The sequence below is a fragment of the Streptomyces sp. NPDC020958 genome (assembly GCF_055562175.1).
The window spans coordinates 1-24,104 of the sequence record NZ_JBVHFU010000029.1 but is presented as its reverse complement, the minus strand read 5'-3'; the positions used below and the strand labels follow the sequence as shown (position 1 = coordinate 24,104).

Here is a 24,104-nt window from a genome sequence, read left to right as displayed (position 1 = left end):
TCTTCCCCCACCTGAAACACCTGTGATTAGGTGAGCCGCGTCACTTAGGGGAGTGGCGTTTATGGGGAGGCACCAACCGTGCGATCTGTTCGCATGCGGATTCTCGTGACGCTCGTCGTCCTTGCGGTCGCGGGGATCGGCGGCTGGCAGCTGCTGCCGTCGCAGGAGAACCAGAACAAGACGATCACCGTCGGTACGACGGACGCCGTCACCTCGCTCGATCCGGCCGGCGCCTACGACGCCGGCTCCTGGGCGCTGTACAACAACGTCTTCCAGACGCTGCTCACCTTCGAGCCCGGCGGTGCCCAGCCGGTCCCGGACGCGGCCCGGAGCTGTTCGTTCACGGGCTCGGGCCTCAGGACGTACCGCTGCGTGGTGCGGGACGGGATCACCTTCCCGAGCGGCCGGACGATGACCGCCGAGGACGTGAAGTACTCCTTCGACCGGGTCAAGAAGATCAACTCCGATGTCGGCCCGGCCTCCCTGCTGTCCACCCTCGGCTCGGTGACCGCCGACGGCAAGGCCGTCACCTTCCACCTGTCCTCGCCCGACGCGACGTTCCCGTTCAAACTGGCCACCGGCGCCGGCGCGATCGTCGACAAGGACAAGTACCCGGCGGACAGCCTGCGCACCGGCACCGCGGTGGACGGCACCGGCCCGTACACCCTGACGTCGTACACGAAGGACAAGCAGGCGGACCTGCAACCCAACGCGCACTACAAGGGCGACCTGAGCGGCAGCGGACGCCCCGTCGAGCTGCGCTACTACGCCGACTCGGCCAAGCTCGCCGCCGCCTACAAGGCCAAGCAGGTCGACGTGGCGACCCGGACGCTGCCGCCCGCCATGGTCTCCAAGCTCTCGCCGAGCGACCCGAACCAGCGCGTCCTGGAGTCCGACAGCTCCGAGACCCGCAACCTGTACCTGAACACCCGGCAGAAGTCGCCCCTGCACGACGTGCTCGTCCGCCGCGCCATCGCCTGGCTGGTCGACCGCGAGGACCTCGCCTCGTCCGTGTACGACGGCACGGTGCAGCCGCTGTACTCGCTGATCCCGGCCGGCCTCACCGGCCACACCACGTCCTTCTTCGACGACTACCCGGAGCAGAGCGTCGCCAAGGCGAAGGCGCTGCTGGCCCGGGCCGGGGTCAGCACCCCCGTCGAGTTCTCCTTCGGGTACGGCATCGGGCGCGGCGCGGGAGCCGAGGAGGCCGCCGTCCTGAAGCAGCAGCTGGAGAAGGGCGGTCTGTTCAAGGTCGACGTCAAGGGCTACGAGTGGACCGACTTCCAGAAGTCGTGGGCCGCGGGCAAGATGGACGCCTGGGCGGTCGGCTGGGTCGCCGACTATCCCGACCCGGACACCTTCGGCGCCTCCCTGGTCGGCAGCCACTCCGTGATGAGCACCGGCTACAGCAACCCGGCCGTCGACAACCTCCTCCAGCACAGCCAGCAGTACGCCGACCGCAGCCAGGCCGAGCAGGACTTCCGCAGCGTCCAGACGGACGTGGCGAACGACGTCCCGCTGATCCCGCTCTGGCAGCGCACCGACTACGTCCTCAGCAGCGAGGACGTCGGCGGCGCCCAGTACCTCACGGACAGCACGGGCGTGTTCCGCCTGTGGAGTCTGAACTGGATCTGACCGCCGGATCGCCGACGGCACGCGCCCGGGACTCAGGCCGACCGCAACGTGACGGTCACCGCCAGCCCCTTCCCGGGCGCCGTGCGCACCGCCACCTCACCGCCGTGCGCCTCCACCACGCCCTGCACGATCGCCATCCCCAGCCCGCTCCCGTCGCCGCCCCCCACCCGGAAGAACCGGTCGAAGATCCGGGCCGCGTCCTCCTCCCCGAGCCCCGGCCCCTCGTCGGCGACGCACACCCGCACCACCCCGTCCGCCCGTTCCACCCCCAGCCGCACGGCGGCCTCGACCGGCGTGTGCACCCGGACGTTGGCCAGCAGGTTGCCCAGCACCTGCCGCAGCCCGGACTCGTCGGCCCGCACCAGCACCGCCCCGTCGGCCGAGACGACGACCCGCCGGTCCGGCTGCTGCGCCCGCAGGTCCTCCGCCGCGTCCCGCGCCAGCCGGCTCACGTCGACGTTCCGGAACCGGATCTCCGGCCGCTGGTCGAGCCGCGCGAGCAGCAGCAGTTCGTCCACCAGCCGGCCCATCCGGTCCACCTCCCCGTGCATCCGGTCCCAGGCCCGCCGCCGCTCGCCCGGCTCGCTCAGCATCCCCTGGTCGTACAGCTGGAGGTAGCCGCGGATGGCGGCGAGCGGCGTGCGCAGTTCGTGGGACGCGTCGGCGACGAACCGCCGCAGCTGGGCGGCGCTGTGCTCCCGCGTCCGGTACGCCGTCTCCACCTGCTGGAGCATGGAGTTGAGGGCGAGCCGCAACTGCTCGACCTCCTGCGTCGGGTGGTGGCTCGACGGCACCCGCCGGGTCAGGTCGCCCTCGGCGATCGCCGAGGAGGTCTCCACCATGTCCTCCAGGGGCAGCAGCCGTCGCCGCACGCTGTACATGGTCAGGCAGCACAGCAGCGCGAGCAGCAGGGTGCCGACCGCGAAGTCCAGCCGGAGCGCCTTCGCTATGCCCTTATGCAGCAGCTCGGTCGAGGAGGCCAGCAGGATGTAGGGGCCGTCGGCGAGCCGGGTCGCCGTCACCCGGTAGGCCGCGCCGTGCACGTCGAGGTCGCGGGGGCCGGGCGCGGCGGCGAGGGCGCGCGGGTCGGACACGGCGGCCGCGAGGGCCCGCTGCGCGTCCGTCGGCTTCAGGTCGAAGACGGTGACCGCCCGGCCGTCGCCGCCCACCACGGTGAAGATCGAGTCGGGTGTCGGGTCGGACTCGGCGGGGGTGATCCGCTCGCGGACCACGCCGAGCGCGGTCAGCGAGTCGACCTGCCGCAGGGTGAGCCCCGAACCGCTCAGCGAGGTACGGGTCTTGAGCAGCTCGGAGTCGACCTGGTCGAGCAGGTACAGCCGCATGCCCATGATGCTCACCGCGGTCGCCAGCACGATGCCGACGGCGAGCAGTCCGGCGTTGGCCAGGGTCAGTTTGCCGCGCAGGGAGTGCAGCCCGTGCCGGTGCCCGCGGTCGCGAAGGTTCATGCCAGGCCGTATCCGACGCCCCGCCGGGTGGTGATCACCGGCGCCCCGAGGGTGTCGAGTTTGCGCCGCAGGTAGCTGATGTAGGTCTCCACGACGGTGGACTCCGACGGCGCGTGCTCGTACTGCCAGACGTGCTTGAGCAGTTGCTCCTTGGGGACGATCCGGCCGCCGTTGCGCACCAGGAAGCGCAGCAGCGCGTACTCGGTCGGGGTCAGCTCGACCGTGCGGCCCGCGCGGTGCACCGAGTACGACGTCTCGTCCAGCTCCAGGTCGCCGTAGCGCAGCGGTGGCCGTTGCTGGATGACGTCGGCCGGGCGGGTGCGGCGCAGTACCGCGCCGATGCGGGCGACGACCTCGTCGATGTTGAAGGGCTTGGTGATGTAGTCGTCGCCGTAGCCGAGAGCGCCGACTATCTCGGCCGGGGCGTCCCGCGCGGTCAGGAAGACCAGGGCCAGGTCGGGCTGCCGGACGCGCAGTTCCCGGGCGAGCGCCCGCCCGTCGCCGTCCGGCAGCATCACGTCGAGCAGGGCCGCGTCGGGTCGGGTGCGCTCGGCCAGGGCGAGGGCGCCCTGGACCGTACCGGCCGTCATCACCTCGAACCGGTGGTAGCGCAGGGCGATGGCGAGGACGTCCGCGATGCTCGGCTCGTCCTCCACGATCAGCACGGTGCTGCCTGGAGCCGTCATGCCCTCAGTATCGGCGTCCACGCCGACGGCCGGGGGCGCGCAGCTTTGGAGTTCCTTGAGAGTGCGCGCGTCGCGTGTCCCGGCGCGCGGCCCGCCGCCGATCCTGTTGCCCAGGACCTGGGGGGACCGACCGAACCGACCCGACGAACTCCAAGGAGCTGTTGAACGTGACGGCATTGGCACGGTGGTGCTATCGGCACCGGCTGGTGGTCCTGTTGCTGTGGGTGGGGGCACTGCTGGGCGTGGGCTTCTCGGCCTCGTCCGAGGGTACGAACTACGCGAACGTCTTCTCCCTGCCCGACACGGACTCCAAGACCGCGTACGACCTGATGCAGAAGGCCTTCCCGGACACCTCCGGTGACACGGACACCGTGGTGTGGAAGGTCACCGACGGCTCGGTGACGGACCCGGCGGTCCGCGACCGCGTCCAGCCGGCCCTGGACAGGATCGCGAAGATGACCGGCGTCGGCGCGGTCACCAGTCCCTACGCCGGCGCCCGGGGGGCCGCGCAGGTCAGCCGGGACGGCAAGATCGCGTACGCGCAGCTGACCTTCGTGCAGCGTGCGAACGAGATCCCGAAGGACCTCGTCCAGAAGGTCGTCGACACCGCGCAGGGCGCCGAACGCGGCGGCCTCCAGGTGGAGTTGGGCGGCCAGGCGATCCAGCGCGTCCAGGAGCCGCCGCAGGGCCTGTCCGAGATGGTCGGCATCGTCGCCGCGGCCGTCGTGCTCTTCCTGGCGTTCGGGTCCTTCTTCGCGATGACCCTGCCCATCGCGATCGCCGTCTTCGGCGTCGGCATGGGCCTGTTCTCCACCCAGCTCCTCAGCCACACCACCGACATCCCCGACATCGCCCCGCTGCTCGCCTCCCTGATCGGCCTCGGCGTCGGCATCGACTACGCCCTGTTCATCGTCACCCGGCACCGGCGCGGCATCCTGCGCGGCCTGGACCCCGAGGAGTCGGCCGTCACCGCCCTGAACACCTCGGGCCGCGCGGTGCTGTTCGCGGGCGGCACGGTCTGCATCGCGCTGGCCGGCATGCTGGTCACCCGGCTGCGCTTCCTGGACGGCGTGGTCATCGGCACGTCCCTGACGGTCGTGCTGAGCGTCCTGGCGGCCACCACCCTGCTGCCCGCGCTGCTGGGCTTCCTCGGCCCGCGCGTCCTCAGCCGCCGCCAGCGCCGGGGGCTGGCCGCCGAGGGCCCCGAGCCGGAGAGGGCGAGCGGCCTGGCGGCCCGCTGGTCGGCGAACGTGCAGAAGCGCCCGCGGCGCATCGCGGCGCTGGCCCTGGTCGTCATGGCCGTCCTCGCCGTCCCGGTCTTCTCGCTCCGCCTCGGCGCCACCGACCAGGGCAACGACGACGCGTCCACGACCACCAGGAAGGCCTACGACCTGCTCGCCGAGGGCTTCGGCCCCGGCTTCAACGGCCCGCTCCAGGTGGTCGGGGTGGGTGGTGACACGGCGCGGCTGGTCAAGGGCCTGGAGTCGACCCCGGGCATCGCGCGGGTGGCCGAGCTGCCCCCGGCGCACGGCGTGACGGTGATCCAGGTGGTCCCGACCACCTCACCCCAGTCCAAGGAGACGGACGACCTGATCGACACCCTGCGCGACCGGGTGATCCCGCAGGCGGGCGCGCAGGCGCACGTGGGCGGCGTGACGGCGGTCTCCAAGGACTTCGCGACGGTCACCGGCGACCGGCTGCCGCTGTTCGTCGCCACCATCATCGGCCTGGGCTTCCTGCTGCTCCTGGTCGCCTTCCGCTCCCTGGTGGTCCCGCTGACGGCGGCGGTGATGAACCTGGTCGCGGCGGCGGCGTCCTTCGGGGTCCTGGTGGCGGTCTTCCAGTGGGGCTGGGGCCTGGACCTGCTGGGCCTCGGCAAGGAGGGCCCGATCAACGCGTTCCTCCCGGTCATCATGCTCTCCCTGCTGTTCGGGCTCTCGATGGACTACCAGGTGTTCCTGGTGAGCCGGATGCACGAGGAGTGGGTGCACACGAGGGACAACGCGCGGGCGGTACGGGTCGGCCTGGCGGAGACCAGCCGGGTCATCAACTCCGCCGCCCTGATCATGGTCTGCGTCTTCCTGGCCTTCGTCCTCAGCGGCGACTCGGGCGCCGCGATGGCCGGCGTCGGCCTGGCGGCGGCGGTCGCCCTCGACGCCTTCGTCCTGCGTACGGCCCTGGTCCCGGCGGCGATGCACCTGCTGGGCGCGTCCAACTGGTGGCTGCCGGGCTGGCTGGAGAAGCGGCTGCCGCACCTGGCGGTGGAGCCCGCGGAGGACATCCCGGCGCCCCGGAAACCGGGCGGCCCGGCCTCGGTGATCCACGGTTTCGTCCGCACCCCGGACGGCGCGGCGGTGGAGGCCGCGTCGGTGACGCTGACGTCCGAGGACGGCCGCCGGCTGGACGAGGTGACGTCGCTGGCGGACGGCTCCTACATCGTCTCGGTCCCGGCCCCGGGCGCCTACGAGCTGGCGGTGACCGCGCCGTCGTACGGCTCGCAGGCCCGGCGGGTGACGGTGGAGCAGGGGCCGCTGGTGTACGACGTGGAGCTGGCGGAGGGGGAGCTGGACGCGGTCAACCGGACGTGATCACTCGCTCCGGCGTCCCCGGCCGCCCGGGTCCGGCAGCACCCGGGTCATCCCCGGCAGGAAGTCCGTGAACAGTTCGTGCACCTCCAGCACCAGGGGCCGCAGCACCCGGAACCGCGCGAGGGAGACGCCTCGCGCGGTCAGCCGGGCGCCGCGCTCGGCGAGCCGGTAGCTGCGCTCGCGGCCCTCGGTGCGGTCGAAGATCCAGTACAGCACCAAGCCCATCTGCGAGAGCCACATCAGCTCGGGCAGCACCTCCCGCAGTTCGGGCGCCACCTTGGTCTTCGCCCCGGCGAGCACCTCCCGGTGCACGCTGATCGCCTCCTCGCGCGCGTGCTCGCTCTCCGGGGAGAAGGGGCTGAGCGGGCTGTCGGGGTCGGCGGCGTTCTTGAAGAAGTGGACCGCGAACTCGTGGTACGGCCGGGCGATGTCCAGCCACACCTTCAGCACCCCCGCGAGCCTCGCCTCCAGGTCCGTCTCCCGGTCCAGGACCTCGCGGACCGCCACCCGGTGCTCGGCGGCGAGCTGGTCGTAGAAGCCCTGGATCAGGTGTTCCTTGCCGGCGAAGTAGTAGTAGGCGTTGCCGACCGAGACCCCCGCCTCCGTGGCGATGGCCCGCATCGTGGTCTTCTCGTAGCCCCGCTCCCGGAACAGCCGCATCGCCGTCTCCAGGATCAGCGCACGGGTCTGCTCGGACTTGCTGGGGGAATGGGCCTCGACGGGACCGTCGTTCTTCGCGGACACGGACAGAGCCTAACCAGTGGTGCAGACGCCGCCGGCACAGCCCGGTGGGTCGTAGATCCAGCCGATGCCCGGCTCGTACACCCAACCGTCCTGCCGCCGGAAGGCGGACCTGCCGTCCCCCTGCCCGCCGCGCCACCAGGCGGCGGCGAGCACCGCGCCCCGGGCCAGCTTGGCCCCGGCCGGGGTGCTGAGCCGGTGGGCGAGCGGCCGCTGCTCCCGCAGGGCCCACAGCACGACGATCCACGCTGCCGTCTCCCGGTAGACCTGCCCGGCGTCGCCGACGACGGTGACCTCGTCGAAGGTGGCGGAGTGGTCCAGGTCCGGGAAGCGTTTGCGGGCCTCGTCCGAACCGGCCGGCAGCAGCGTCAGCGGCACCAGCTGCGGCTGGCGCGCGAGCCAGTCGCGCAGGTGGGTGCAGAGGGCGCACTCGGCGTCGTAGAGCACGGTGAGCCCGCGGACCGGGACGCGGCGGGCGTCCCGGTCCGCCGTCGTCGGCACGGCGCTCACGCCCCGGCCGCCGGCGCGGTCCAGCCCTGCGGCGGGACGGGCGGGAGCTGTTCCTTCTCCATGATCCCGCGGCGCCGGATCCGGTTGAGCACGTACACGTTGCCCAGGTGCATCACGCCGAGCACCAGCAGGACGACCCCGAGCTTGGACGACAGGGCCTCGAAGATGCCGCGGGTGTCGTCGATGGTGTCGCTGGTGTGCAGGTAGAGGGCGACGAAACCGAGGTTGACCAGGTAGAAGCCGACGACCAGCAGGTGGTTCACGGCGTCGGCGAGCTGTTCGTTGCCGTGCAGCACGTCGGAGAGGAAGATCCGCCCGTTGCGGCTGAGCGTGCGGGCCACCCAGACGGTCAGGCCGATGCTGACGAGCAGGTAGATGACGTAGGCGATGACGGTGCGGTCCATGCCCCACCCCTTCTTGAACGCGTTCAAAACGCTGACGGGGATGACTGTAGACCTGCTTTTGAACGTGTTCAACTCGGTTGCGGAGTGACCCCGTTCACGCCCGCCGCGCGAGGGCCGGCCGCTTGCTGTAGTCGGTGAACCCGAGGACGTTCCCCCAGGGGTCGGCGATCTCCACGGTCCATCCGGTGGCCACGGAGAACGGCTCGTCGAGGGGGCGGATCCCCGCGGCCGTCAGCCGCCGGGCCGCGACCCGCGCGTCCGGCACCTCCAGCCACACCCGCGGCGCTGCCCACACCGGCGTCCGGTGCCCCAGTCCCTCCTCGGCCCGCAGCAGGACGCCGGGCGTCTCGGCCCCCACCTTCAGCAGCGCGATCCCCGCTTCGTCGAAGCGGAACCCGACCGTGAACCCGGCCCGCTCGTAGAAGGCGACGGCGTCGCCGAGGCTCCCGACCGGGAGCAGCACGTTGTCGAAACCGAGCAGTTCGTACGACTCTTCATCTGACATACCGTCAGGCTAGAACCGCCCGCCCGCCCCGGCGGCAGACACGCGCAAGGGCCCCGCTTCCGGCAGGAAGCGGGGCCCTCGTGGTCCGGGCGGGACCGGGATCAGAAGCGGCGCGTGATCAGCGCCCGCTTCACCTCCTGGATCGCCTTGGTGACCTCGATGCCGCGCGGGCAGGCGTCCGTGCAGTTGAAGGTCGTGCGGCAGCGCCAGACACCGTCACGGTCGTTCAGGATCTCCAGACGCTGCTCGCCCGCCTCGTCACGCGAGTCGAAGATGAAACGGTGCGCGTTGACGATGGCCGCCGGGCCGAAGTACTGGCCGTCGTTCCAGAAGACCGGGCAGGACGACGTGCACGCGGCGCACAGGATGCACTTCGTGGTGTCGTCGAAGCGCTCGCGGTCCTCGGCGGACTGCAGGCGCTCCCGGGTGGGCTCGTTCGTGTCCTTCGTGACCAGGAACGGCATGACGTCCCGGTACGCCTGGAAGAACGGCTCCATGTCGACCACGAGGTCCTTCAGGACCGTCAGGCCCTTGATGGGCTCGACCGTGATCGGCTTCTCGGGGTTGATGTCCTTGATCAGGGTCTTGCAGGCGAGACGGTTCTTGCCGTTGATCCGCATCGCGTCCGAACCGCAGATGCCGTGCGCACACGAACGGCGGAACGTCAGGGTGCCGTCGACGTCCCACTTGATCTTGTGGAGGCCGTCGAGGACGCGCTCCTTCGGATCGATCTCCAGCTGGAAGTCCTCCCAGACCGCGTCCGCGGAGACCTCGGGGTTGAAGCGGCGGATCCGGAAGGTGACGGTGATGTACGGGGAGTCGGCGAAGCCGGGCTCGGGCCGGCCGGCCTCGTCCGCCTTGTCCAGAACGGGGGTTGCCATCAGTACTTACGCTCCATCGGCTGGTAGCGGGTCTGGACGACCGGCTTGTAATCGAGACGGATGGACTCGGTGCCGTCGTCGCCCACCTCGCGGTACGCCATGGTGTGGCGCATGAAGTTGACGTCGTCGCGGTTCGGGTAGTCCTCGCGGTAGTGACCGCCGCGGGACTCCTTGCGGGCCAGCGCGGAGACCGCCATGACCTCGGCGAGGTCCAGCAGGTTGCCGAGCTCGATCGCTTCCAGCAGGTCCGTGTTGAACCGCTTGCCCTTGTCCTGGATCGAGACGTTCTTGTAGCGCTCGCGCAGCTCCGCGATCTTCTCGACCGCCGTCTTGATCGTCTGCTCGGTGCGGAACACCATGACGTTGGCGTCCATGGTCTCCTGCAGCTCCCTGCGGAGCGTGGCGACCCGCTCGTTGCCCGTCGAGGTGCGCAGCCGCTCGATCTGGGACACCACGAACTCGGCCGGGTTCTCCGGGAGATCCACGTAGTCGACGGTGTGCGCGTACTCGGCGGCCGCGATGCCCGCCCGGCGGCCGAACACGTTGATGTCGAGCAGCGAGTTGGTGCCCAGGCGGTTGGCGCCGTGCACGGAGACACAGGCGACCTCGCCGGCCGCGTACAGGCCCGGCACGACGGTGGTGTTGTCGCTGAGGACCTCACCCTCGACGTTGGTCGGGATGCCGCCCATCGCGTAGTGCGCGGTGGGCTGGATCGGGATCGGGTCCGTGTACGGCTCGATGCCGAGGTAGGTGCGCGCGAACTCGGTGATGTCCGGGAGCTTCGCGTCCAGCTGCTCCGGCGGGAGGTGGGTGAGGTCGAGGTAGACGTGGTCGCCCTCGGGACCGCAGCCGCGGCCCTCCCGGATCTCCGTGTAGATGGAGCGGGACACGACGTCACGGGACGCGAGGTCCTTCATGACCGGCGCGTACTTCTCCATGAAGCGCTCGCCGTCCTTGTTGCGCAGGATGCCGCCCTCACCGCGGGCGCCCTCCGTCAGCAGGATGCCCATGCGCCAGATGCCGGTCGGGTGGAACTGGAAGAACTCCATGTCCTCCAGCGGCAGCCCGCGGCGGTAGACCGCGGCCTGGCCGTCACCGGTCAGCGTGTGCGCGTTCGACGTCACCTTGAAGAACTTGCCGGTGCCGCCGGAGGCGTAGATGACGGCCTTCGCCTGGAAGACGTGGATCTCGCCGGTCGCCAGTTCGTAGGCCACCACACCGGAGGACTTCTTGACGCCGTCGACCTCGGTGATCAGCTGGTCCAGGACGTAGAACTCGTTGAAGAACTCCACGCCCTCCTTCACGCAGTTCTGGTACAGCGTCTGGAGGATCATGTGGCCGGTGCGGTCGGCCGCGTAGCAGGACCGGCGGACCGGCGCCTCACCGTGGTTGCGGCTGTGACCGCCGAAGCGGCGCTGGTCGATGGTGCCGTTCGGCGTCCGGTTGAACGGCAGGCCCATCTTCTCCAGGTCGAGGACGGCGTCGATGGCCTCCTTCGCCAGGATCTCGGCGGCGTCCTGGTCGACCAGGTAGTCACCGCCCTTGACCGTGTCGAAGGTGTGCCACTCCCAGTTGTCCTCCTCCACGTTGGCCAGCGCGGCGGCCATGCCGCCCTGCGCGGCGCCCGTGTGGGAGCGGGTCGGGTAGAGCTTGGTCAGGACCGCGGTGCGGCTGCGCTTCGTGGACTCGATGGCCGCGCGCATGCCCGCGCCACCGGCGCCGACGATGACGGTGTCGTACTTGTGGATCTTCATGATTCGCAGCCCCGTGCCTAACGGATGTTCGGGTCGAAGGTGAAGATCACCAGCGAGCCCAGCAGGATGGTGAACACCGTGGCCGTGTAGAGCAGGCCCTTCAGCCACAGCCGGGTGTTCGCGCGCTCCGCGTAGTCGTTGATGATCGTGCGCAGACCGTTGGCTCCGTGCAGCATCGCGAGCCACAGCATGAGCAGGTCCCAGACCTGCCAGAACGGGCTCGCCCAGCGGCCGGCCACGAACGCGAAGCCGATCTTGGAGACGCCGCCGTCGAGCACCAGCTGGATCAGCAGGTGGCCGAGGACCAGCACGACCAGCACGACGCCGGACAGGCGCATGAACAGCCAGGCGGCCATCTCGAAGTTGCCGCGGGTGGAGCGCGGGGTCTTCTTGGTGCGCTTGCGCGGGGCCTCGATGAGGGGGGCCGGGTTGTCGACGCCGTAGAGGGGGGCGCCCTCGACGGGGCCGACGCCCGATGCGGTGGTTTCAGTGGTCGACATCTGCGTCAGCTCCCGAACAGGACACGAGCGGCGTGGCCGAGAACGGGGTAAACGGCCCCGGCCATCAGGACGACCCAGACACCGACGACCGTCCAGAGCATCTGCTTCTGGTAGCGCGGGCCCTTCGACCAGAAGTCGACGGCGATGACGCGCAGGCCGTTGAGGGCGTGGAAGAGGATGGCGGCCACGAGGCCGTACTCCAGCAGTGCGACGATCGGCGTCTTGTACGTGGCTACGACCTTGTCGTAGTCCTCGGGGGAGACGCGGACGAGAGCGGTGTCCAGCACGTGAACGAACAGGAAGAAGAAGATGAGGACGCCGGTGACTCGGTGAGCCACCCAGGACCACATTCCTTCCCGGCCGCGGTACAGCGTTCCAGCCGGCACGGAAGTCCCTCCGGGAGCGGGGTATCGGGGCCGCGCCGGCTTGTGCTGTCGGTCGGGCCCGGCCGGGTACGGTCCACCGGCCCCCAGCATCGTAGCGAGGCGCTGCCGCTGGGCTTACGCCGGGCCTACCGGTGTGATCAAAGTGGCACGCGGATGGGTTAGCCGGGGGGCGTCGGGGGTGCCGGGTTCGGTCATTTGCCGGGTGCGGGTGCGGGTGCGTTTGGGCTGGTCGCGCCCCGCGGCGGAGCCGCTGACGGGTACTGCCCCGCGCCCCTGAGTCTGTCCATCAGACGTCCCTGGGCCAGGCGCCCGAGCTGCTCGACCGACATCACCCGCTCGTCCTCGGGATCGTTCTCCAAACGTGAGTAAACGCCTTCCAGGACGCGGTCCAGTCGTTCCGCGGGCGGAGTGTCGCCCAGGTGGATCACGAACACGTGGCCGAATTTGGCCTCGTAGGCGGCGTGGGCCGCGGTCAGGGCCGTGGTGGCTGCCGAGTAGGTGTCCTCGGGGAGGTCCGGCAGGGACTCGCTCGCGAGGGCCTCGGCGAGGTCCGTCGGGGACAGGTCGTACGTCGCCTCGTCCGCCGCGGCCAGCAGGGAGTCCACGTCGGGGTACGGGCGGTGCTCGGCGATGCGGCGGGCCCAGCGCAGGCTGTGCAGGCACTGCATGAGCAGGGCGCCGGCCTGCTCGGCAGGGGCGGCGTTGAAGGCGTCCAGCGGGGTGGGGAGACGGGACGGGCGGTCGGCGGGCAGCGTAGGTCCTCGCGTCACAGGTGGTGTGGCAGGGGGTGCTGTGAGATATGTGTCGTAGACGTTATCGAGGACGTCCACAGCGTGTCGGTTGGTTGCCTCGATCTCACCCGAACGGGAGAGTTTCAGAGCGGGGGGATGACAGCCGTGCGGTCGGCGCGTCGTAAGTTGGGACAGTGAGCCAGCACAGGCGCAGGCCCTCGACACGACAGGTCGCGCGGAGGCGGGCGGTGGTCGCCGCGGCCTTCGTGGGCACGGTCGCGCTCGGTACGGGCATCGGGGTGTGGGCCTCCTCCGCAGGAAGCAGCGGTGACGGCCGCGCCGCGGGACCGGCCCGGCAGCCGTCCGTGAGCCCGAGTCCCACCCGCAGCTACCCCCTCTCCCAGGCGCCGCGCACCATCCCCGCCGTCCGCTCCCACACGGCGGCCCGGGGGCCGGGCTGGCGCCCCGAGAAGGGCTACCGGGTCGTGGTGAGCGACGCGGCACTGGCCGACGAGGGGCGGCTGACGGCGGGCGAACTCGGCCTGTCCTACGCCGGCCAGAAGGGCGCGGACGAGGACGTCCGGCCGGGGGACGTGCGGCTCGACCTCGGCGGCACGGGGGACCCGGAGTCGTACACCATGACCGTGCGCGGCGGGGCGGTGCGGATCAGCGGGCCGGGTGACGCGGGCGTCTTCTACGGCACCCGGACGCTGAAGCAGGAGGTGCACGGCGGCGGTACGGCCCCCGAGGGGGTGGTGAGGGACCAGCCGGCCAAGCCGCGGCGCGGGTTCATGCTGGACATCGCGCGCAAGCCGTTCACCGCCGGCTGGATCGAGGCCCGGATAAGAGAGCTGGGCGATCTCAAGTACAACGAGCTCGGGCTGCACTTCTCCGACGACCAGGGGTTCCGGATCGAGTCCGCCACCCACCCCGAGATCGTCTCCCGGGACCACCTGACCAAGACCCAGGTGAAGCAGATCGTCGCCCTCGCGGCCGGCCGGCACATCCAGGTCGTGCCCGAGATCGACTCGCCCGGCCACCTCGGCGCCGTCCTCGCCGCCCACCCCGACCTCCAGCTGCGCAGCGCGCGGGGGACCGCCACCAGGGGCGCCGTCGACATCTCCAAGCCGGCCTCGGCGAGGATCGTCGACGATCTGCTGGGCGAGTACGCCGGCCTCTTCCCCGGCTCCTACTGGAACCTCGGCGGCGACGAGTACCAGGCCCTGACGGTCGCCGACCCGCAGGCCTCCTTCCCGCAGCTCGCGGCCGCCGCCCGGAAGGCGTACGGCCCCTCGGGCACCGTCGCCGACCTCACCACCGGCTGGCTGAACGACCGCGCCGACACCGTCCGCGCCCACGACCGCACCGTGCGGGTCTGGAACGACGGCTTCCTCCGCGGCACCTCCGTACGGCCCGCGGACGACCTCCAGGTCGCCTACTGGACCGGCAAGGAGATCGGCGCCCGGCAGCCGGTGGAGTACCTGAGCGCCGGCCGCAAGGTGCTCAACTACAACGACGAGTTCCTCTACTACGTGCTCGGCGAGCCCAACACCTTCGTCTACCCGACCGGACGGCGGATCTACGAGCAGTGGACCCCGCGCGTGCTGCGCGGCACCACCGCCGTGCCCGCGAAGTACGACGCGCAGATCCTCGGCGGGTCCTTCGCGGTCTGGTGCGACCTCGCGAACTCCCAGACCCAGGACCAGGTCGCCGCCGGCATCCGGATGCCGCTGCGGGCCACCGCCCAGAAGCTCTGGGACCCGCGCACCCCGGCGATGTCCTGGACCGCGTTCAAGGGCCTCGCGAACGAGCTGGGCTGACCGGGGCCGGACCGGACCGGGGTCCGAGGGCGTGGCCGAAAACCCGCGCCTCGCGGGCCCGGTTCCGGTGCGCCGCGCACCGCTGTGACACTCCGGGTCCCTCGCACGCAGTAAGGGGAAGTGCGGGCTCCGTAAAGGTCGGCGCCTTGGTATGGACCGCTGTGGGAGGCGTGGGGATGAGCCTGGTGGAGCTGATCGCGCAGGCCGATGAACGCGGACTCGCCGCCAGCGGGTTGGCCTGTTTGGATCGGTGCGTGCCGCTGCTCGGCGGCGACGACCTGGTGCTGCGCCCGCTGTGGGCGAGCCTCGCCGACGGCTCCGACTGGAGCGCGGGTCTGGAGAAGGCGCGCGGCTCCCTGGGCGGCGGGGCCCTGGGCGGGGCCGGCGGCGGTGGCGACGAGGTCGAGGCGCTCGCCCGCCGGATGCTCGACGCCGCGCCCGCCTCGCCCGACGCCCCCGGCATCCGGCTGTGGGCGGACGGCTGTTCCGTCGCCTCGCTGCGGATCCACCGGCTCCTCGACCCCGCCGCGGACCCGGCGCCCTCGGTCGACACCCGTCGCGAGGGCGGCACCGAGGACATGTCCCCGCTGGTCGCCGCCGAACTGCGGCGCCAGGTCACGGTGCTGGAACTGCTCGCCGGACACGGCGCGGCCGGGCTGCGGCGGGCGCTGGACGTCTCCACCGAGGGCCGCCGGGTGCTGCGCGCGGTGGTGTCACGCCGGGCCCGCGGCCGCGGCTGAACCCGGGGAGCTCCTGTGCGTGCCGTGCGGCGGAGCTGCGGCGGACTTGCGGGGGTCCTGCACCGGTTGCCGAAGCGCCCGGAATCCGGGTGACGAAAACGCCGCCGACCCCGCTCATCAGTATGTGACAGCCCACCATGTGACAGCAGAGCAGCAGACCAGGCCGCATGCCGCCGCCAAGCCCGTGCGGTGGGCGGCGGACGCGGTGGCCATGATGCGCGAGGGTGCGCGGATCCGGCTCGACTACTCGGTACAGAGCCTGTGGCGGGTCGACCGGATGATCGAGGAGATACGCGGCGAGGGCGCGCCGTACGACGCCGTGCGGGAGACGCTGCGCGGCCTCGGCGCCTACGCCGGGGAGGTGATCGCCCGTCAGTCCGGCGCCGAGTGGTGGGCGTCCGGCGGCGACCACTGGATCCGCACCCCCGACGGCCGGCTCTGGGACCCGATCGACGAGGCCCGGCGCTGCTACGGCGGCCACGGCTCACTGCGCCTGCTGTGCCGCGACGCCGTGCGCTGACGGGGAGTCGGCACAAACCGCACCACAGGAGACGCGGGCATCCCGAACCGGACGCTGCCGGCGGCGAGGGCCGCGGTGCACGGCTTCAGCGTGGCAGACGGTGGGGGTCAGCCGGTGTCGAGGCCGTCCACCAGACGGTTGAGGAACCGGGTGAAGGTGGCTTCGGGGGTGAGGGGGCGGGCGGGGGCGGAGAGGGCCTCGGCGAGTTCCGGGTGGTGGCCGTCCGCCGCGACGGCGGCGAGGTAGCGGGCCTCGGCCGCGGCGCGGTCGGGTGACTGCGCGGCCGTGGTCTGCGCGATCTCGTGGGCGACGTGCCCGGCCACGAAGGCCGTGAGCTGGGCGAAGATCTCCAGCTTCGCCGTACCGTCCAGCCGGGTGGGCCGCAGGGCGGCGAGCGCGCGTTCCAGGAAGGCCAGGGTGTTGGGCCCGGGACTGCGCCGGCCGGCCAGGGCGGCGGGCAGCCAGGGGTGCCGCAGCATGTGGGCACGCTGGTGGCGGGCGATGGCCTTCAGGTCGGCGCGCCAGTCGCCGGTGAGCGGGTCCGTGACCGGCAACTCGCCGCTGACGTGGTCGACCATCAGGTTCAGCAGCGTCTCCTTGTCGGGGGCGTAGCTGTAGAGCGACATGACGCCGGCTCCGACCTGTGCGGCGACCTTGCGCATGGTGACCGCTTCGAGTCCCTCGGCGTCCGCCAGGGCGACGGCCGCCGCGGTGATCGCCTCCCGGCTGTAGGCGGGCCTGCGGCCTCTGCGCGGCCCTCCGGAGGCAAGCCACAGCTGCTGGGGGTCGACGCCCGGGGCGTCGGCCCCTCCGTCACGGGACATGGCCCGCGCTCCTTCCCTCGACCGGCGGCCCTTGCGCACATCAGTGAAGCATCCCCTATTCTCGTACACCGTACGTAAATCAAGGAGGGGAACGATGACGTCACGCACGCACGGTTCTGCGCCGAGGCCGACCTGGGCACCGCCTTCCCGCAAACCGCCCCTGGCCGCCCGGACGATGAGGGCGACGTGGCGCCGTCTGCCCGCGCGGCTGCACGACGTCGGGTGGGAGCCGGGACTGGTGGTGCCGGCCGCCGACGGCAGCCCGCTGATCACGGACCACTACTTCCCGCGCGCCGAGGGCGACTTCCCCACCCTCCTGGTGCGCTCGCCGTACGGCAGGGGCCTGCCGTGGTCCCCGATGTACGGCCTGCTCTTCGCCGAACAGGGCTTTCACGTGGTCCTGCAGAGCTGCCGCGGCACCGGCGGCTCCGGGGGCGCGTTCGACCTGTGGCGCAACGAGCCCGCCGACGGCCGGGCCACCGTGTCCTGGCTGCGCGAACAGCCCTGGTTCAACGGCACCCTCGGCACCGTCGGCCCCAGCTACCTGGGCTACGTGCAATGGGCCCTCGCCGTGGACCCGCCGCCGGAACTGAAGGCGTTGGTGGTGCAGGTGGGCCTGCACGACCCCTACGCCCTGTTCCACGCGGACGGTGCGCTGCGCCTGGAGACCGCACTCGCCGTCGGCATGGGCATGACCTACCAGCACCAGGGCATGGCACCGTTCCTCAAGGCGACACTGCGCCTGCAGCGGCGCCTGCGTGAGGTCACCACCGCGCAGCCGCTGCGCGGGGCGTACGCGTCCGCCCTGGGGGGCGAAGTGCCCTGGCTGGACGACGTGATGACGCACCCGGACGCCAAGGACCCGTACTGGCACGGCGCCTCCCTGGCGGAGGCGGCGGAGCGGCTCGGGGTGCCCACGGCTCTGATCACCGGATGGCACGACGTGCTGGCCGACCAGACCTTCGCACAGTACGACCGGCTGCGTCGGGCCGGCTGCGAGACCGCCCTGCTCGTCGGCCCCTGGACCCACACCTCCGCCCTGCAACAGGGATGGCCCGAGGTGTTCGCCGAGAGCCTCGCCTGGCTGCGCGCCCACCTGTGCGCGGACCCCTCCGGCCTGCGCCCCAGCAGGGTGCGCGTGCACCTGGGCGGCGAGAACACCTGGCGGGACCTCGACGACTGGCCGCCGGCCTCGGCGGTCGGCTCCTGGTTCCCCACCGCGCAGGGGCACCTCACCCGGCAGGCCCCCACGGACCGCGCCCCCCTGACGTCGTTCCGCTACGACCCGGACGACCCCACGCCGTCCCTCGGTGGCCCGCTGCTCTCCCGGACCGCCGGCCCTCGCGACAACCGCGGCCTGGAGGCGAGGGAGGACGTCCTGACCTTCACCGGCCCCCCGCTGACCGAGCCCGTGGACATCCTCGGGCCGGTCTCGGCGGAGCTGAGCGTTTCCACGGACACCGGTCATGCCGACGTCTTCACCCGGCTGTGCGACGTGGACCCGCAGGGCCGCTCCGTCAACGTCTGCGACGGGCTGGGCCGCCTGCGGACGGACGGCCAGGAGCCGTCGCGGATCACCGTGCCGATGAGTTCGACCGCCCACAGATTCGCCGTCGGTCACCGCATACGCTGGCAGATCAGCGCGGGCGCCCATCCGCGCTTCGCGCGGAGCCCCGGGACCGGGGAGTCCCCGGTGGACGCCACCCGCTTCGCACCGGTGCGCCTCACCCTCCACACCGACTCGGCGCTGCTGCTCGCGGAGGCGTAGCGACCGCGGGGCCGCCACCGAAGCAACGGCCGGAGCCGCCACCCCCCACAGGAGAGGCCCCGGCCGTCGCGTGGCACGGGCCGCGCGGCGGCCCGTACTCCGTTCAGCGCCAAGAGTGCGTTTTCTGTCACACCTCGAGGCGTCACGGGTTGGTTGCATCTTGTACGGACATGGACGGGGAATGGATTCAGCACGTAACGTGCAGTTCGCGCCGGGCCGCGGACGACGCATGACCACCGCAACCATCTGCGTCCCGACTACCGCAACCATCAATGTGAGGAACCACGACAGCGAGAACCGCGACCGCGAGAGCGGCGCCGGTTCGGGCGCAAAGTAGGTATCGGGTGCTGGGGGACGACGCGGAGCTGACCGCCGCGGTACGTGCGGCACAGGACGGGGACGAGACCGCGTTCCGCATCGTCTACCGCGCGGTGCAGCCGCGCCTGCTCGGATACGTCCGCACGCTGGTCGGTGACCCGGACGCCGAGGACGTCGCCTCCGAGGCCTGGCTGCAGATCGCCCGTGACCTCGACCGGTTCAGCGGCGACGCGGACCGCTTCCGCGGCTGGGCCGCCCGGATCGCCCGCAACCGCGCCCTCGACCACATACGGATGCGCGGCCGGCGCCCCGCGATCGGCGGCGACGAGACGGAACTGGCCGGCCGGGCCGCCGAGTCCGACACCGCGGGCGAGGCCATCGAGGCGCTCACCACCGACTCCACCCTCTCGCTCATCGCCCGGCTGCCCCAGGACCAGGCCGAGGCGGTGGTCCTCAGGGTCGTCGTGGGCCTCGACGCCAAGACCGCCGCCGAGACCCTCGGCAAACGCGCGGGCGCGGTCCGGACGGCGGCCCACCGGGGGCTGAGGAGACTCGCCGAGCTGCTCGGCGCGGACCCCGAGGCGGCGGGCGTCCTGGAGGCGCTGCCGCCCCAGCGAGAACCGAATGATCGTGCGGTGACGTCCGCCAGTGTGACGCATACGCGTTCGCGGACGCAGAAGGACATGTGATGGCCGACGAGCAGTACACGTGGCTGAACCGGGAGACGGCGGAACGTCTGCTGCGCGGTGAGTCGCTCGAAGCCGTCGATGAATCCGCCCGTGACCAGGCAGAACGCCTTGCCGCACGGCTCGGCGAGCTGTCCGCGCGCGGCGCGGCGGCCGACGCCGAACTCCCCGGTGAGGAAGCGGCGGTGGCTGCCTTCCGCAAAGCGCGCGAATCCGCCGAGGAGGACCGTACCGACGCGGCCTGGCGGCCGGGCGCGGCCGGACAGGGCCCCGACGCGGGCCTGTTCCGCCTCGGCGGCGCGGGCCGTCGGCCGCCCCGCGCTCCCCGCTGGGCCCGCCCCGCGCGGTTCGGCCTCGCCGCCGCGCTGGCCGCCGGCATGCTCGGCGGGGTCGCGGTCGCCGCAGGCACCGGCGTGCTCCGGACCCCGTTCGACGACCACCGGCCCGGACCGGCCGCCTCCGTCTCCGCCTCCCCGCAGCCCCCGCAGGGCTCGCCCTCGACCGAGTCCCTGCTCGGCGGCGAGAGCGGCACACCCCGCACCGGGACCCCGTCGGCCGGCGCCGGGCGGTCCTCGGGCGGGGCGTCCGGCAAGCCGAAGGAGCCGGACACCGGTTCGGCGGACACCCCGGGGAACCGGTGGCGCGGTGCGCTCGCCTCCTGCCGTGCCCTCCGGGACGGCAAGCCCCTGGACACCGGCCGCAGACGCGGCCTCGAAGGTTTCGCGGGCGGCTCCGGACGGGTCGACGCGTTCTGCAGAACCGTTCTCGGCGGCCGGACCGCCGGTGACCGGGGCGGCGACGGCGTCGCAGGCGACGACAGGGGCGGCTCCGGCGGCCGGGGCGGCCGGAACGACGGCAAGGGCGGCGGCAACGGTCAGGGCGGGGACGGCGACGGCCGGTCCGGCCGGGGTGGCGACAACGGCGGCGCGGGTGGTGGACGTGGCAACGACCCCCACCAGGACAGCGTGGCCTCACCCGTCCCGACGGGCTTCGCGCCCCTGGCGCCCGACCAGCCCGTGAGCCTGCCCGCGCCGACGTACAGCGCGCTGTGATCGCTGCCGGGCAAGCACCCTCGCATACTTTTAGCGACCGCTGTGACCTGCGGCTTTGAAAGTCGCTGAACTTTTTTTCCGCAGGGTGTGACGTTTTCGGCGGCCGGGACGCAGTACTGAGTGAGCCGACTGGTCATCGGCCGTCGCACAGAGCCGGGGTTCCCCCCGTACCTGCGGCTCGTGCATTGGCGCGGGCGGGACACGTTCCCCCGGTCCCGCCCGCGCCCCGAACCTCCCTCGCCGCGCGCCTCACCAGGAGACGACGACCTTGTCGCCGCTCCGCACCTGCGCGAACAGGTCCGCGATCGCCGCCTCGTCCCGCACGTTGACGCACCCGTGCGAGCCACCCGCGTAGCCCCGGGCCGCGAAGTCGTACGAGTAGTGCACCGCCTGCCCGCCGCTGAAGAACATCGCGTACGGCATGGGGGAGTGGTAGAGGGTCGAGTAGTGGTCGCGTGACTTCCAGTAGACGTGGAACACGCCCTCACGGGTCGGCGTGTACTGGGTCCCGAACCGCACCGACATCGTCGACACCGTGCGCCCGTCGATCATCCAGCGCAGCGTGCGGCTGGTCTTGTCGATGCACAGCACCCGCCCGGTCAGGCACCGCGCGTCGGGCGCGGCGGCCGGCTGGCCGCCCATCAGGTACAGCTCCCACTTGCCGGGCCGGTGCGTCATCCCCACCAGCCGCCGCCAGGTCACGGCGTCGGTCTCACCCGTCCGGGGCAGCCCGCGCCTGCCTTGGAACCCCGCGACCGCCTGCGCGGTGAGGTCGTCGTACGTCCCCGTGGGCCCGTCGTGCAGCCAGGCGACCTGGCGCAGCCGGGCCTGGAGCTCGCGGACGCCGGTGCCGGTGTCGCCGCGGGTGTGGACGATGTGCGGCGGGACGGTCTCGACGGCGGACGGGCCGGGCGCCGGGGCGGTCCCGTCCGGTGCGCTCCGGCCGCCGGGCGTGCCGCGCGGAAGCTCGACCCGGACCGGCGAGCGTCCCTTGCCGTCCCCACCGTCCGGCGGCTGCACGGTGCACCCGCACAGCACGGCCAGCGCGGCGGCCACGATCCCTGCGTACCCCGAGGCCCTCATGCCGTGGATGCTTCCCCGCGTGACCGCCGCCGAACAAGGGAGCATGGTGGGAAGTGACGGACGCACCGGCCCACTGGCGCAACGCGGAGGTCACCCACCATGGCCCGAGAGTCGGAGTCGGGACTGCCCATCGAACCGGTCTACGGCCCGGCGGCCCTGACGGGCTGGGACCCGGCCGAGAAGCTCGGCGACCCGGGGGCTTACCCCTACACCCGTGGGGTGTATCCGTCGATGTACACGGGGCGGGCGTGGACGATGCGGCAGTACGCGGGGTTCGGTACGGCGGTGGAGTCGAACGCGCGGTATCGGCGGTTGATCGGGCAGGGGACGACGGGGTTGTCGGTGGCGTTCGATCTGCCGACGCAGATGGGGTACGACTCGGATGCCGTGCCGGCGCACGGTGAGGTGGGGAAGGTGGGGGTGGCGGTCGACTCGCTGGACGACATGCGGGTGTTGTTCGCGGGGATTCCGCTGGGTGAGGTGTCGACGTCGATGACGATCAACGCGCCCGCGGCGGTGTTGTTGCTGTTGTACCAGTTGGTGGCGGAGGAGCAGGGGGTGGCGGCGGGGGCGTTGCGGGGGACGGTGCAGAACGACGTGCTCAAGGAGTACATCGCGCGGGGGACGTACATTTTTCCGCCGCGTGCGTCCTTGCGGCTGGTGGCGGATGTGTTCGCGTACTGCCGGGCGGAGATTCCACGGTGGAACACGATTTCGATCTCGGGTTATCACATGGCGGAGGCGGGGGCGTCGCCGGTGCAGGAGGTGGCGTTCACGCTGGCGGACGGGATCGCGTATGTGCGGGCGGCGGTGGCGGCGGGGATGGGGGTGGACGAGTTCGCGCCGCGGTTGTCGTTCTTCTTCGTGGCGCGGACCGCGTTGCTGGAGGAGGTGGCGAAGTTCCGTGCGGCGCGCAGGATCTGGGCGCGGGTGATGCGGGAGGAGTTCGGGGCGCGGGATCCGAGGTCGTGCATGCTGCGTTTTCACACGCAGACGGCGGGGGTGCAGCTGACGGCGCAGCAGCCGGAGGTGAATCTGGTGCGGGTGGCGGTGCAGGGTCTTGCGGCGGTGCTGGGGGGCACGCAGTCGTTGCACACGAATGCGTACGACGAGGCGTTGGCGTTGCCGTCGGAGCGCAGTGCGCGGCTGGCGTTGCGGACGCAGCAGGTGCTGGCGTGGGAGACGGATGTGACGGCGACGGTGGATCCGTTCGCGGGGTCGTACGCGGTGGAGCGGTTGACGGACGAGGTGGAGGAGGCGGTGGTCGCGTTGATGGGGCGGGTGGCAGAGCTGGGGGGTGCGGTGGCGGCGATCGAGCGGGGGTTCCAGAAGGGTGAGATCGAGCGCAACGCGTACCGGATCGCCCAGGAGACGGACGCGGGCGAGCGGGTCGTGGTCGGTGTCAACCGGTTCCGGCTCGACGAGGAGGAGCCCTACGAACCCCTGCGCGTCGACCCCGCCGTCGAACGCCGACAGGCCGAGCGGCTCGCGCGGCTGCGTGCCGAACGGGACGGGCGGGCCGTCACCGCCGCCCTCGGTGCCCTGCGGAGGACCGCCGAGGGCGACGGCAACGTCCTGCCCCCGATGCGGGAGGCGCTGCGCGCCCACGCCACCGTCGGCGAGGTGTGCGACGCGCTGCGCTCGGTGTGGGGCGTGTACGTCCCCCCGGACACCTTCTGACCAGCGGTGGAGGTGTTGTCGTAGCCCCGTGCGACACTGCTTCCCGTGTTCGGTGTCATCGATCTCCCCACCTACCTGGCAGGACTCGTCCTGATCGTCCTGCTGCCCGGCCCCAACTCGCTGTACGTGCTGTCCGTCGCCGCCCGGCGAGGGGTCCGGGCCGGTTACACGGCCGCCGCGGGCGTGTGGTGCGGGGACACCGTCCTGATGACGCTGTCGGCGGCCGGGGTGGCCTCGCTGCTCAAGGCGAACGCCGTGCTGTTCGGGATCGTGAAGTACGCGGGCGCCGGTTACCTCACGTGGCTGGCGGTCGGGATGCTGCGGGCGGCCTGGGGGATGTGGCGGGACCGGAGGCTGCGCGCGGTCGCACAGGAGGCGCCGGCCGTCGCGCCCGGGCAGGAGCGGCCGTACCGGCGCGCCCTGGTGATCAGTCTCTTCAACCCCAAGGCGATCCTGTTCTTCGTCGCCTTCTTCGTCCAGTTCGTCGACCCCGGGTACGCCTACCCGGCGCTGTCCTTCGTCGTCCTCGGCGCCTTCGCCCAGCTGGCCAGCTTCCTCTACCTCAGCGCCCTGATATTCAGCGGCACCCGGCTGGCCGACGCGTTCCGCCGCCGCAAGCGGCTGTCGGCCACGGCCACCTCGGCGGCGGGGGTGCTGTTCCTCGGCTTCGCGGTCAAGCTGACGCTGGCCAGCGTCTGAGCGTCGCCCTCCCCACGCCGAGGGTCCCGGTGCCTAGATGATCTATTCCAAGGGGTCAGTGATCGTAGGCGATCAGTGAGCGGTGGATCGGTTGTCCGGTCTGGTCGTTGTGCCAGATGGCGGCCGT

At 71.8% G+C, this 24,104-nt stretch carries 23 protein-coding genes; 10 read left to right on the top strand and 13 right to left on the bottom strand.

Annotated features, from left to right (window positions below):
• The first annotated feature begins 93 nt into the window (after positions 1–93).
• Positions 94–1,635 carry an ABC transporter substrate-binding protein gene (locus ACZ3KP_RS40205; RefSeq protein WP_467506024.1) on the top strand — a complete coding sequence of 514 codons (1,542 nt, stop codon included), beginning with the start codon at positions 94–96 and terminating at the stop codon, positions 1,633–1,635.
• A 32-nt stretch (positions 1,636–1,667) separates the two neighbouring features.
• On the opposite strand, the gene ACZ3KP_RS40200 is transcribed toward ACZ3KP_RS40205, so the two are convergent.
• Complete coding sequence (locus ACZ3KP_RS40200; RefSeq protein ID WP_467506022.1) at positions 1,668–3,101, bottom strand: sensor histidine kinase; 1,434 nt, start codon at positions 3,099–3,101, stop codon at positions 1,668–1,670.
• A complete protein-coding gene (locus ACZ3KP_RS40195) occupies positions 3,098–3,787 on the bottom strand; it encodes a response regulator transcription factor (RefSeq protein WP_132891335.1) in 690 nt (229 codons plus the stop codon). Before ACZ3KP_RS40195 ends, ACZ3KP_RS40200 begins: the two co-directional genes overlap by 4 nt.
• Positions 3,788–3,963: 176 nt before the next feature.
• Here ACZ3KP_RS40195 and ACZ3KP_RS40190 point away from each other — a divergent pair, with 176 nt between their 5' ends.
• Positions 3,964–6,375 (top strand): MMPL family transporter, encoded by a 2,412-nt coding sequence (locus tag ACZ3KP_RS40190; protein ID WP_467506044.1) that lies wholly within the window; start codon positions 3,964–3,966, stop codon positions 6,373–6,375.
• Here the strand turns inward: ACZ3KP_RS40190 and ACZ3KP_RS40185 are convergent, their stop codons facing one another.
• The 9 genes from ACZ3KP_RS40185 to ACZ3KP_RS40145 all read right to left on the bottom strand — a co-directional run bounded on the left by ACZ3KP_RS40185 (position 6,376) and on the right by ACZ3KP_RS40145 (position 12,826).
• Positions 6,376–7,119 (bottom strand): TetR/AcrR family transcriptional regulator, encoded by a 744-nt coding sequence (locus ACZ3KP_RS40185; protein ID WP_467506019.1) that lies wholly within the window; start codon positions 7,117–7,119, stop codon positions 6,376–6,378.
• Positions 7,120–7,128: 9 nt separating this feature from the next.
• On the bottom strand, positions 7,129–7,626 hold the full coding sequence (locus ACZ3KP_RS40180; protein ID WP_467506017.1) for a thiol-disulfide oxidoreductase DCC family protein: 498 nt from the start codon (positions 7,624–7,626) through the stop codon (positions 7,129–7,131).
• On the bottom strand, positions 7,623–8,030 hold the full coding sequence (locus ACZ3KP_RS40175; RefSeq protein WP_132891332.1) for a hypothetical protein: 408 nt from the start codon (positions 8,028–8,030) through the stop codon (positions 7,623–7,625). The genes ACZ3KP_RS40180 and ACZ3KP_RS40175 overlap by 4 nt, the downstream gene beginning before the upstream one ends.
• Before the next feature lie 94 nt (positions 8,031–8,124).
• The gene (locus ACZ3KP_RS40170) at positions 8,125–8,535 is read right to left on the bottom strand and encodes a VOC family protein (RefSeq protein ID WP_467506015.1); all 411 of its coding nucleotides are present in this window, start codon (positions 8,533–8,535) and stop codon (positions 8,125–8,127) included.
• Between the two features lie 101 nt (positions 8,536–8,636).
• A complete protein-coding gene (locus ACZ3KP_RS40165; protein ID WP_132891330.1) occupies positions 8,637–9,416 on the bottom strand; it encodes a succinate dehydrogenase iron-sulfur subunit in 780 nt (259 codons plus the stop codon).
• Complete coding sequence (sdhA, locus tag ACZ3KP_RS40160) at positions 9,416–11,170, bottom strand: succinate dehydrogenase flavoprotein subunit (protein WP_132891329.1); 1,755 nt, start codon at positions 11,168–11,170, stop codon at positions 9,416–9,418. The genes ACZ3KP_RS40165 and sdhA overlap by 1 nt, the downstream gene beginning before the upstream one ends.
• Before the next feature lie 17 nt (positions 11,171–11,187).
• Positions 11,188–11,670, bottom strand: a complete 483-nt coding sequence (locus ACZ3KP_RS40155; protein WP_132891328.1) for a succinate dehydrogenase hydrophobic membrane anchor subunit — start codon at positions 11,668–11,670, stop codon at positions 11,188–11,190.
• Positions 11,671–11,675: 5 nt separating this feature from the next.
• Complete coding sequence (sdhC, locus tag ACZ3KP_RS40150) at positions 11,676–12,056, bottom strand: succinate dehydrogenase, cytochrome b556 subunit (protein WP_071659649.1); 381 nt, start codon at positions 12,054–12,056, stop codon at positions 11,676–11,678.
• Positions 12,057–12,247: 191 nt separating this feature from the next.
• Positions 12,248–12,826, bottom strand: coding sequence for a 2-oxo-4-hydroxy-4-carboxy-5-ureidoimidazoline decarboxylase (locus ACZ3KP_RS40145; protein WP_467506012.1), 579 nt, complete (start codon positions 12,824–12,826; stop codon positions 12,248–12,250).
• 155 nt (positions 12,827–12,981) lie between these two features.
• Between ACZ3KP_RS40145 and ACZ3KP_RS40140 the strand changes: the two genes are divergently transcribed.
• The 3 genes from ACZ3KP_RS40140 (at position 12,982) to ACZ3KP_RS40130 (ending at position 15,867) form a co-directional block, all read left to right on the top strand.
• Entirely contained in the window at positions 12,982–14,607 is a 1,626-nt protein-coding gene (locus ACZ3KP_RS40140; protein WP_467506010.1) for a beta-N-acetylhexosaminidase, read from the top strand.
• A 176-nt stretch (positions 14,608–14,783) separates the two neighbouring features.
• On the top strand, positions 14,784–15,347 hold the full coding sequence (locus ACZ3KP_RS40135) for a hypothetical protein (RefSeq protein WP_467506008.1): 564 nt from the start codon (positions 14,784–14,786) through the stop codon (positions 15,345–15,347).
• A 139-nt stretch (positions 15,348–15,486) separates the two neighbouring features.
• Positions 15,487–15,867 (top strand): hypothetical protein, encoded by a 381-nt coding sequence (locus ACZ3KP_RS40130; RefSeq protein WP_467506006.1) that lies wholly within the window; start codon positions 15,487–15,489, stop codon positions 15,865–15,867.
• A gap of 107 nt (positions 15,868–15,974) precedes the next feature.
• On the opposite strand, the gene ACZ3KP_RS40125 is transcribed toward ACZ3KP_RS40130, so the two are convergent.
• Complete coding sequence (locus tag ACZ3KP_RS40125; protein ID WP_467506004.1) at positions 15,975–16,691, bottom strand: TetR/AcrR family transcriptional regulator C-terminal domain-containing protein; 717 nt, start codon at positions 16,689–16,691, stop codon at positions 15,975–15,977.
• Positions 16,692–16,785: 94 nt separating this feature from the next.
• On the opposite strand from ACZ3KP_RS40125, the gene ACZ3KP_RS40120 reads away from it, so the two are divergent.
• The 3 genes from ACZ3KP_RS40120 (at position 16,786) to ACZ3KP_RS40110 (ending at position 20,515) form a co-directional block, all read left to right on the top strand.
• Positions 16,786–18,459, top strand: a complete 1,674-nt coding sequence (locus ACZ3KP_RS40120; protein ID WP_467506002.1) for a CocE/NonD family hydrolase — start codon at positions 16,786–16,788, stop codon at positions 18,457–18,459.
• A 344-nt stretch (positions 18,460–18,803) separates the two neighbouring features.
• Complete coding sequence (locus tag ACZ3KP_RS40115; RefSeq protein WP_467506000.1) at positions 18,804–19,466, top strand: RNA polymerase sigma factor; 663 nt, start codon at positions 18,804–18,806, stop codon at positions 19,464–19,466.
• Positions 19,466–20,515: a hypothetical protein gene (locus tag ACZ3KP_RS40110; RefSeq protein ID WP_467505998.1), complete on the top strand. Its 1,050-nt coding sequence runs from the start codon at positions 19,466–19,468 to the stop codon at positions 20,513–20,515. The genes ACZ3KP_RS40115 and ACZ3KP_RS40110 overlap by 1 nt, the downstream gene beginning before the upstream one ends.
• Before the next feature lie 249 nt (positions 20,516–20,764).
• On the opposite strand, the gene ACZ3KP_RS40105 is transcribed toward ACZ3KP_RS40110, so the two are convergent.
• Positions 20,765–21,598, bottom strand: a complete 834-nt coding sequence (locus tag ACZ3KP_RS40105) for a L,D-transpeptidase family protein (RefSeq protein WP_467505996.1) — start codon at positions 21,596–21,598, stop codon at positions 20,765–20,767.
• A gap of 99 nt (positions 21,599–21,697) precedes the next feature.
• On the opposite strand from ACZ3KP_RS40105, the gene ACZ3KP_RS40100 reads away from it, so the two are divergent.
• Together ACZ3KP_RS40100 and leuE are read left to right on the top strand one after the other, a co-directional pair.
• On the top strand, positions 21,698–23,278 hold the full coding sequence (locus tag ACZ3KP_RS40100) for an acyl-CoA mutase large subunit family protein (protein ID WP_467505994.1): 1,581 nt from the start codon (positions 21,698–21,700) through the stop codon (positions 23,276–23,278).
• Between the two features lie 45 nt (positions 23,279–23,323).
• On the top strand, positions 23,324–23,977 hold the full coding sequence (leuE, locus tag ACZ3KP_RS40095) for a leucine efflux protein LeuE (protein WP_467505992.1): 654 nt from the start codon (positions 23,324–23,326) through the stop codon (positions 23,975–23,977).
• The last annotated feature ends 127 nt before the right edge of the window (positions 23,978–24,104 follow it).

Bases quoted from the DNA above. Each gene is read 5' to 3' on its own strand.
- ACZ3KP_RS40205 (WP_467506024.1), top strand. From the start codon at position 94: ATGCGGATTCTCGTGACGCTCGTCGTCCTTGCGGTCGCGGGGATCGGC.
- ACZ3KP_RS40200 (WP_467506022.1), bottom strand. From the start codon at position 3,101: ATGAACCTTCGCGACCGCGGGCACCGGCACGGGCTGCACTCCCTGCGC.
- ACZ3KP_RS40195 (WP_132891335.1), bottom strand. From the start codon at position 3,787: ATGACGGCTCCAGGCAGCACCGTGCTGATCGTGGAGGACGAGCCGAGC.
- ACZ3KP_RS40175 (WP_132891332.1), bottom strand. From the start codon at position 8,030: ATGGACCGCACCGTCATCGCCTACGTCATCTACCTGCTCGTCAGCATC.
- ACZ3KP_RS40170 (WP_467506015.1), bottom strand. From the start codon at position 8,535: ATGTCAGATGAAGAGTCGTACGAACTGCTCGGTTTCGACAACGTGCTG.
- ACZ3KP_RS40165 (WP_132891330.1), bottom strand. From the start codon at position 9,416: ATGGCAACCCCCGTTCTGGACAAGGCGGACGAGGCCGGCCGGCCCGAG.
- sdhA (WP_132891329.1), bottom strand. From the start codon at position 11,170: ATGAAGATCCACAAGTACGACACCGTCATCGTCGGCGCCGGTGGCGCG.
- ACZ3KP_RS40155 (WP_132891328.1), bottom strand. From the start codon at position 11,670: ATGTCGACCACTGAAACCACCGCATCGGGCGTCGGCCCCGTCGAGGGC.
- ACZ3KP_RS40135 (WP_467506008.1), top strand. From the start codon at position 14,784: ATGAGCCTGGTGGAGCTGATCGCGCAGGCCGATGAACGCGGACTCGCC.
- ACZ3KP_RS40125 (WP_467506004.1), bottom strand. From the start codon at position 16,691: ATGTCCCGTGACGGAGGGGCCGACGCCCCGGGCGTCGACCCCCAGCAG.
- ACZ3KP_RS40120 (WP_467506002.1), top strand. From the start codon at position 16,786: ATGACGTCACGCACGCACGGTTCTGCGCCGAGGCCGACCTGGGCACCG.
- ACZ3KP_RS40110 (WP_467505998.1), top strand. From the start codon at position 19,466: ATGGCCGACGAGCAGTACACGTGGCTGAACCGGGAGACGGCGGAACGT.
- ACZ3KP_RS40105 (WP_467505996.1), bottom strand. From the start codon at position 21,598: ATGAGGGCCTCGGGGTACGCAGGGATCGTGGCCGCCGCGCTGGCCGTG.
- ACZ3KP_RS40100 (WP_467505994.1), top strand. From the start codon at position 21,698: ATGGCCCGAGAGTCGGAGTCGGGACTGCCCATCGAACCGGTCTACGGC.